Annotated in this window: 6 protein-coding genes and 1 pseudogene; 3 read left to right on the top strand and 4 right to left on the bottom strand. The window is 61.9% G+C overall.

The features are described from left to right. Positions 1 to 100: 100 nt before the first annotated feature. The 4 genes and pseudogenes from AC1DLB_RS18780 to AC1DLB_RS18765 all read right to left on the bottom strand — a co-directional run bounded on the left by AC1DLB_RS18780 (position 101) and on the right by AC1DLB_RS18765 (position 4,567). Positions 101 to 1,294, bottom strand: coding sequence for an acetyl-CoA C-acyltransferase (locus tag AC1DLB_RS18780; protein ID WP_018929130.1), 1,194 nt, complete (start codon positions 1,292 to 1,294; stop codon positions 101 to 103). A gap of 12 nt (positions 1,295 to 1,306) precedes the next feature. Continuing rightward, positions 1,307 to 2,068: an SDR family NAD(P)-dependent oxidoreductase gene (locus tag AC1DLB_RS18775; RefSeq protein WP_064617776.1), complete on the bottom strand. Its 762-nt coding sequence runs from the start codon at positions 2,066 to 2,068 to the stop codon at positions 1,307 to 1,309. An 81-nt stretch (positions 2,069 to 2,149) separates the two neighbouring features. After that, positions 2,150 to 3,382, bottom strand: a pseudogene (locus AC1DLB_RS18770) (AMP-binding protein); the annotation flags it as partial. A gap of 168 nt (positions 3,383 to 3,550) precedes the next feature. Further along, a complete protein-coding gene (locus tag AC1DLB_RS18765) occupies positions 3,551 to 4,567 on the bottom strand; it encodes an AraC family transcriptional regulator (RefSeq protein WP_064617772.1) in 1,017 nt (338 codons plus the stop codon). A 182-nt stretch (positions 4,568 to 4,749) separates the two neighbouring features. Here AC1DLB_RS18765 and efeU point away from each other — a divergent pair, with 182 nt between their 5' ends. Genes efeU through efeB form a run of 3 tightly spaced genes read left to right on the top strand, consistent with a single transcriptional unit; the run spans position 4,750 to position 8,114 of the window. Then, entirely contained in the window at positions 4,750 to 5,589 is an 840-nt protein-coding gene (efeU, locus tag AC1DLB_RS18760) for an iron uptake transporter permease EfeU (RefSeq protein ID WP_477743129.1), read from the top strand. 8 nt (positions 5,590 to 5,597) lie between these two features. Next, complete coding sequence (gene efeO, locus AC1DLB_RS18755; protein ID WP_477743130.1) at positions 5,598 to 6,797, top strand: iron uptake system protein EfeO; 1,200 nt, start codon at positions 5,598 to 5,600, stop codon at positions 6,795 to 6,797. An 18-nt stretch (positions 6,798 to 6,815) separates the two neighbouring features. Continuing rightward, on the top strand, positions 6,816 to 8,114 hold the full coding sequence (efeB, locus tag AC1DLB_RS18750; RefSeq protein ID WP_111453295.1) for an iron uptake transporter deferrochelatase/peroxidase subunit: 1,299 nt from the start codon (positions 6,816 to 6,818) through the stop codon (positions 8,112 to 8,114). Positions 8,115 to 8,180: the final 66 nt, after the last annotated feature.

Genomic DNA, 8,180 nt, shown 5'->3' with positions numbered 1-8,180 from the left:
GGGCCGCGCAGCGGACCCAAGAATCTGCGAGCGCTGCGCACTCGAACGGGGGCAAGCCCCCTCGCCACAAAGCTCGCTCCCACAGGGATTGGCGTCAGCCTCAGTACAGGCATTCAACGGCCATGGCCGTCGCTTCGCCGCCACCAATGCAGATCGCTGCAACGCCACGTTTCAGGCCTTTCTGGCGCAGGGCCGAGAGCAAGGTCACGAGAATCCGCGCGCCGGATGCACCAATCGGGTGGCCCAAGGCACAGGCACCGCCGTGGACGTTGATCTTCTCGTGGGAGATTTCCAGCTTGGTCATGGTCACCAGGCTCACCACGGCGAAGGCTTCGTTGACTTCGAACAACTCGACTTCATCCAGCGACCAGCCGGTTTTCTTCATCAATTTCTTGATCGCGCCCACCGGTGCCACCGGGAACAGCCCCGGGGTGTCGGCGAACGCCGCGTGGCCATGAATCACTGCCAGTGGTTTCAAGCCTTGTTTCTCGGCTTCGGAACGGCGCATCAGCACCAATGCCGCGGCGCCGTCGGAAATCGAACTGGAGTTGGCCGCCGTCACCGTGCCGCCCTCGCGGAACGCCGGTTTCAGCGAAGCGATCTTGTCCAGTTTGGCTTTCGGCGGTTGTTCGTCGTGGCTGATCAGCACTTGCTGTTTGCCGACCGTCACGGTGAGCGGCACGATCTCGGCGTTAAAACTACCTTCCTCGATCGCCTGTTGGGCGCGGGTGGTCGACGCGATGGCAAACGCGTCCTGATCTTCACGGCTGAAGCCATTGGTCTCGGCGCAATCCTCGGCAAAGGTGCCCATCAGGCGGCCCTTGTCGTAGGCGTCTTCGAGGCCATCGAGGAACATGTGATCGAGCACCTGGCCATGGCCCATGCGGTAACCGCTGCGGGCGCGGTCCAGCAGGTACGGCGCGTTGGACATGCTTTCCATGCCGCCAGCGACCACCACGTCGGCGCTGCCGGCGATCAACATGTCGTGGGCCAGGATCGTCGCTTCCATGCCCGAGCCGCACATTTTGTTCAGCGTCGTGCAACGCGTCGACTTATCCAACCCGGCGCCCAGTGCCGCTTGCCGCGCCGGGGCCTGGCCGAGGCCGGCGGAGAGCACGCAGCCGAACAGCACTTCTTCGACGGATTCAGGGGCGATACCGGCGCGTTCGACCGCGGCACGAATCGCAGCAGCGCCCAGTTGCGGCGCGGTCAGGCTTTTCAGTTCGCCCTGGAAACCGCCCATCGGGGTGCGGACGGCGCTGACAATAACAATCGGATCGTTGGACAGTGTCATGACAAATACTCCTTATTTGGCGGCCATGCGCAAGGCACCGTCGAGACGGATCACCTCGCCGTTGAGCATGCTGTTTTCTATGATATGCCGGGCCAGCGCGGCGTACTCGCTCGGCTTGCCCAGGCGTGGCGGAAACGGCACCCCAGCGGCCAGTGAATCACGTACTTCCGGGGTCATGCCGGCCATCATCGGCGTTTCGAAAATGCCCGGTGCGATGGTCATCACGCGGATGCCGAAACGCGCCAGCTCACGGGCGGCAGGCAAGGTCAGGCTGGCAATCGCGCCTTTGGACGCCGAATACGCGGCCTGGCCAATCTGGCCGTCGAAGGCCGCCACCGAGGCGGTGTTGATGATCACCCCGCGCTCGCCGTCTGCATCGGCTTCAGTCTCGGCAATCGCCGCAGCAGCCAGGCGCAGCATATTGAAACTGCCGATCAGGTTGACGTTGATCACCTGGCTGAAACTGGCCAAGGCATGGGGGCCGGTCTTGCCGAGGATCTTCTCGCCACGCACGATGCCGGCGCAATTGACCAGGCCATTAAGGCCGCCAAACGCTTTGACCGTCGCCTGCACCGCCGCTTCGGCCGCCGCTTCATTGCTGATGTCGGCCACCACGCTTTGCGCGCCGAGACGTACAGCCTGCGCCGCGACGGCTTCGGCGTTCATGTCCACCAGCATCACCTTGGCGCCGGCGGCCACCAGCATTTCAGCGGTGGCGGCACCGAGGCCGGAAGCACCGCCGGTGACGAGAAAAACCTTGTTTTCGATCTGCATCATTGTTTCCTTGGATTCAAGCTGAAACGTTCTTCGCGGCGGCCTCTTGAGCCTTGGCGATTTCCTGGTTGCGCAAGATAACGCTTTGGTCGGTACGCCTTCGTAACCACCGAACCAGCACATCGGCGACTGGGTGCGATCGATGGCCAGGATTCCTGGCTGGCCGACGCCGAGTTCTTTGTATTCCTCATCCAGCACCACGATACGGTGGCCCGGCGAGGCAAAACCGGCGGCGCCCATGTGGATCGGATGTTCCAGGCCATGGTGATTGCACAGCACCATGCCCAGTTCGGTCTGGCCGTAATGGTCGTGAATCACCACACCGAGGTTGTCGGCRAACCAGCGGATCACTTCCGGATTCAGCGGCTCGCCGGCGCTGCTGACGATGCGCAGCTTGCCCTTGATCGAACGGGCGAATTCATCGCCACCGGCAATCAGCAAGCGATAGGCGGTCGGTGAGCCAGTGAGGTTGGTAATCCCGTATTTGTTGATCACCCGGCAGGTGCTTTCCAGGGTGAACGGGCCATCGTAAAAGGTGATCGGATGCCCCATCGCCATCGGCCCGGTGACACCGAAATAAATACCGTAGGCCCAACCCGGATCGGCGACGTTCCAGAAGGCGTCCTCGGGGCGCAGGTCTACAGCGTCGCGGGTGTAACTCTGGAACGCAACGATGGCCTTGAGCGGCACCGACAGCGCTTTCGACGGGCCGGTAGTGCCCGAGGTGAACATCAGCAGGAACGGGTCTTCGCCGGTCAGCAATACCGGTTCGCAGATGCTGGAGTAGTTGGCCAGTTCCGCCCAGAAACTGAAATCACCCCGAACAATACCTTGGCCTTTCGCGCCGCCGACGGTGACGATGGTCGGGCAGTCGGCCACTTCAGCCAGTTTCGGGCGATTGACCGCATCGGTGACCACCACTTTGGCGCCGGAACTGTTCAGACGGTGTTCGATGGCTTTGGGGCCGAAGGCGGTGAACAGCGGCTGATAAACCGCCCCGATACGCCAGGCGGCAAACACGGTGATCAGCAATTCGAAGTTGCGGGGCAGCAGGCCTGCGACCTTGTCGCCCTTCTTCACGCCCTGGGCCACCAGAAAGTTGGCGAAACGCGCGGCCTTGTCCTGCAAGTCGCTGAAAGTATAGGTCGCGCTGCTACCGTCGCGGCCTTCCCAGAACAGCGCAATGCGCCCCGGCAAGGCATGCCGGTCGCAACACTCGACGCAGGCGTTGAGCGCTGTCAACGACCCTGTGAGCGCGGCATCGACGGTGTGCTGATAATTGAACTGTGACGTAGCAGACAAGTAATCGCGCATTGCCAGAATCCCTCTGTATTTTTATTAGGTTGGGGGAACCGTAATCAACAGGGAAATACTCGCTCTGCGCGGGGAGCGGGACAATGGTCAAAGCTATCAAGTTGCGTGACTGGTTTGGCCAAGGTTCGAGGGCGTGCCCGCGATGACGTCAGCACCCCAGGATCCGGATCAGTCCGCCTCGTTCAGAATCAAACTCCGATAATGCCCAGGATTGGACCCCGACCATTTGCGAAACGCCTTGTAGAACGAGCTGGCATCGGCAAACCCCAAACGGGTGGCGATTTCAGCGAAGCTGATGGCCGGCTCGGCCAGCCAGACGATGGCCAGTTCCTTGCGCACGCTGTCCTTGAGCCCCTGATACGTCTGCCCTTCTTCGGCCAGGCGGCGGCGCAACGTTGAGGCCGACATGCACAGTTGCTGCGCCAGCGCTTCGGTTTCCGGCCAGCGCTCGGCGGGCAATTGCCGCAGATCGTGCTTGATCCGGCTGGCCAGGCTCTCGGGGTCGCGGTACTTGACCAGAATGTTCGCCGGTGCATGGGCCAGAAAGCGCTTGAGCTCTTCAGCGCTGCGCTTGATCGGCAAATCCAGGCAGTCGGCGGAGAAAATCATCCGCGTGCGCGGCCGGTCGAATCGCAGGTTCTCGGAAAACATCACCCGATAGTCATCGCAAAAATCCGGCTCCGGGCAACGCAACTCGATGGCCAGGATCGGAATCCGCCGCCCCGCCAGCCAGCAAGCAACTCCGTGCACGATCATCCAGTAAGTGAAATAGGTGAAGGCGCGGCGTGGTTCTTCGTCCTCCTCCAGCAGGACGATTTCCGCCAGGCTTTGCTGGCGAACCAGTTGTGCGGGCAGGCGTTCGAGCATCAACGACAGAAAGCTCAGGCCCGAGGTCAGCCCGACGGCCAGGCTCGGCTGAACCATGGAGCAGCGACAGAGAAACTCCAGGCTGCCGGACTTGAGCTTGCGTGGGTCCATGCCAAAAAACTCATCGTCCCCACGCCGGGCCAGCAAACGCCACAGGCGCGCATAGGCGGCGGCCGGGACACGCGCGTCGGTGCTGTCCAACAGCGCTGGATCGATGCCGACCTTGTTCAACACCTCTGCGGTGGCAGCGCCAGGGGCGCAACTTTGCAACAGCGCTTCACGCACCAGTTGAATGGCGATGGTGTCTTTTTCCGACATTGACCGGGGTGAGCCTTGTTATTGGAGTGGTGGGCATATTAGCGCACCGCTCGCTCCTAAGGGATGGTGGGATCTTCAGGGTTGTTCAGCTTAGGTTCAGGCAATTAGCAATAACTACCATATGAGAATGAGTTTCATCATGTTACAAATTAGCACCCTATCTAATTACTCCCCGGTGCTGAATGCTCGTTCCTTTTCTGATCATGCTGCGCGAAGGCATCGAAGCCGCGTTGATCGTTGGCATTATCGCCAGTTACCTCAAGCAGACCGGTCGTGGCCAATGGATGCCGGCAGTGTGGGTCGGTGTATTCCTCGCCGCCGCGCTGGCCCTGCTGGTCGGCGGTGGCCTGGAACTGATCAGTGCTGAATTCCCGCAAAAGCAGCAAGAGCTGTTTGAAGGTGTGGTCGGTTTGCTGGCCGTCGGCATTCTCAGCTCCATGGTGTTCTGGATGCGCAAGGTGGCGCGTTCGATCAAGCATTCGCTGCACGTTTCCCTCGATCAGGCGCTGACCGGCTCCAGGCATCAAGTGACCGCGCTGATCGCCATGGTGTTTTTCGCCGTCGCCCGGGAAGGCCTGGAAACAATGTTCTTCCTGCTCGCCGTGTTCCAGCAAAGCGAAGGCCCGGCCGCACCGCTCGGCGCCCTGCTCGGCCTGGCCCTGGCGATCATCGTCGGCTTCCTGATCTACACCGGCAGCCTGCGCCTGAATCTCTCGGCGTTCTTGCGCTGGACCGGTCTGTTCATTCTGGTGGTAGCCGCCGGGATTCTCTCCAACTCGGTGCAAGCCCTGCATGAAGCCGGCGTGTGGAATCACCTGCAAACCGTGCTCTTCGATTTCAGTGCCACGCTGCCGATGGACGGCCCGCTGGGCTCGGTGCTGGCCGGCATGTTCGGCTACCAGGACGCGCCGACCGTCAGCACCCTCGGGGCGTATCTGCTTTATCTGTTGGTGGCGCTGGTGATGTTTTTTCTCCCGGCGGCCACGCCCGCGCAAACACCCTCTTCCGTTTCCAGCCAATAAGGGCCTTCATGTCAACGCCAGTTCCTCCAGTGGCTTCACCTCCGCGCGCCTTGCGCTGGGCGGTAGCCGGATCGGTGATCGTGATGATCGCCGCCGGTGGCCTGTTCTACTACGCCTCGAAAATGGCCGCCGCCAAGCGCCAGAGCAACCACGACCAAGTGCTGGTCACCCTTCACCCGCACAGCTGCGAACCGAATGCGCTGACGGTTCCGGCCGGTCGCACCAGTTTCCGTATCGTCAACCGCTCGGACCGTGCCGTCGAATGGGAAATTCTTGACGGCGTGCTGGTGGTCGAAGAGCGGGAGAACATCGCCCCTGGCCTGAGCCAGGTGATCAACGCCAACCTGTTGCCCGGCGACTACACCATCACCTGCGGCTTGCTGAGCAACCCGCGCGGCACCTTGCATGTCACCCCAACCGCCGCGTCCGATGCGGCGACCAAGGCGCGTCCCTCGATGGTGGCGTTCATTGGCCCATTGTCGGAATTTCGCGTGTACCTGAGCAGCCAGAGCACCGCCTTGATCAAAGCCGTCGCCGCGCTTGAGCAAGCGATCGAGGCCGGCGACCTGAGCCAGGCACAAGCCTTGTATGTGCCGGCTCGTGCGGCCTATCAACGGTTGGCTCCAGCAGTCCAGCGCCTGGCGGAGCTGGACAACGCGATCAATGCCCGCGCCGATTACTTCGATAAGCGCGAGCAGGATCCGGGCTTCGTCGGCTTCCACCGCCTCGAATACGCGCTGTTCCAACAACGCAACCTCGACGGTCTGACGCCTGTTGCACAACGGCTGAGCATCGATGTCGCCAATCTCAAACAGCAACTGCTGGCCCAGTCGCTACCACCGGAACAACTGGTGAGCATGCTGGTGCGCAACCTCAACAGCCTCGCCGAGGTACGCGCCAGCAGCGGCGAAGAAGAACGCTACAGCCACTCCGACCTGAACGGTTTCGCCGCCAACCTCGACGCGACCCGCAAAGTCGTCGACCTGTTGCGGCCGTTGCTGAGCAAACCTGCCGCTGAACTACTGGCGAAAATCGACAGCGCGGTCACGGCCTTCGACGCCGAACTCAACGGTTTCAAGGTCAAGGATGGCTACGCCAGCTACGACACTGTCAGCGCCGAACAGCGCAAACGTATCGCCGACAAGGCCAAGGTTCTGGCCGATGCACTCGATGGAATCGATCCCGCCCTTGGCCTTTCCGGCCTGTAAGCAGAAGACCTCAGACAGATGAACGACTCAGAACAGTTTTCAGCACAACGCCGTCGTGTATTGATGGGTATGGGAGCCGCCGGTGTGGCGATAGCCGGTTCGGCCCTGAGTTGCCCGGTCATGGCCGCGACCCCGGCGCAAGTCACCGAAGCACCGAGCAGCGACAAGACCGAGGACCGCCACGCCTTCCACGGCCAGCACCAGACCGGCATCGTCACCCCGCGCCCAACATCCGGCATGCTGGTGTCGTTCGACGTATTGGCCAGCGACCGCGCAGATCTGGAGCGGCTGTTTCGCACGCTCAACGAGCGTATCGCGTTCCTGATGCAGGGCGGTCCGGTGGCGCAGGTCGACCCCAAACTGCCGCCGCTGGACTCGGGGATTCTTGGCCCGGTGGTTACACCGGACAACCTGACCATCACCGTATCGGTGGGCGAGTCGCTGTTCGACGAGCGCTTCGGTCTGGCCGGCGCCAAGCCCAAACGGCTGATCCGCATGGTCGGTTTCCCCAACGACGCACTGGAGGCCGACTGCTGCCACGGCGACCTTAGCCTGCAGTTCTGCTCCAACACCGCCGACACCAACATCCACGCCCTGCGCGACATCGTGAAAAACCTGCCGGACCTGTTGCTGGTGCGCTGGAAACAGGAAGGCAGCGTACCTCCGCAAGCCCCGACGAAACCCGGTGTGCCGGCGCAAAGCGCACGCAACTTTCTGGGTTTTCGCGACGGCTCGGCCAACCCCGACTCCAACGACGCCAAGGCCATGGACAGCATCGTCTGGGTCCAGCCCGGCAGCGACGAACCGGCCTGGGCGGTCAACGGCAGCTACCAGGCGGTGCGGATCATCCGCAACTTCGTCGAGCGCTGGGACCGCACGCCGCTGCAAGAACAGCAAAGCATTATCGGCCGGGTCAAGAGCACCGGTGCACCGATGGATGGTGCGCATGAAACCCAAGTCCCGGATTACGCCAAAGACCCGGAAGGCAAGCTGACCAAACTCGACGCCCATATCCGCCTGGCCAACCCGCGCACCGCGGCAACCCAGGCCAACCTGATCCTGCGCCGACCGTTCAACTACTCCAACGGCGTGAACAAGAACGGTCAGCTGGACATGGGTTTGCTGTTCATCTGTTACCAGGCGGATTTGCAAAAAGGCTTCATCACCGTGCAGACCCGACTCAATGGCGAGCCGTTGGAGGAATACCTGAAACCGGTTGGCGGCGGGTACTTCTTCACCCTGCCGGGTGTGACCGGCGACAAGGACTTCATCGGCCGCTCGCTGCTCAACGCTACACAACCCAAAGCCTCAGTCTGACCCTTACCACTCCACGGAACCGTCCCATGAAAAAGTCGCCTCTCGCGTTACTGCTGACCCTTGGTT

This window comes from Pseudomonas sp. 05N434, assembly GCF_056396965.1.
The sequence above is the reverse complement of the archived record's forward strand: the minus strand, read 5'-3'. Positions and strand labels throughout refer to the sequence as shown.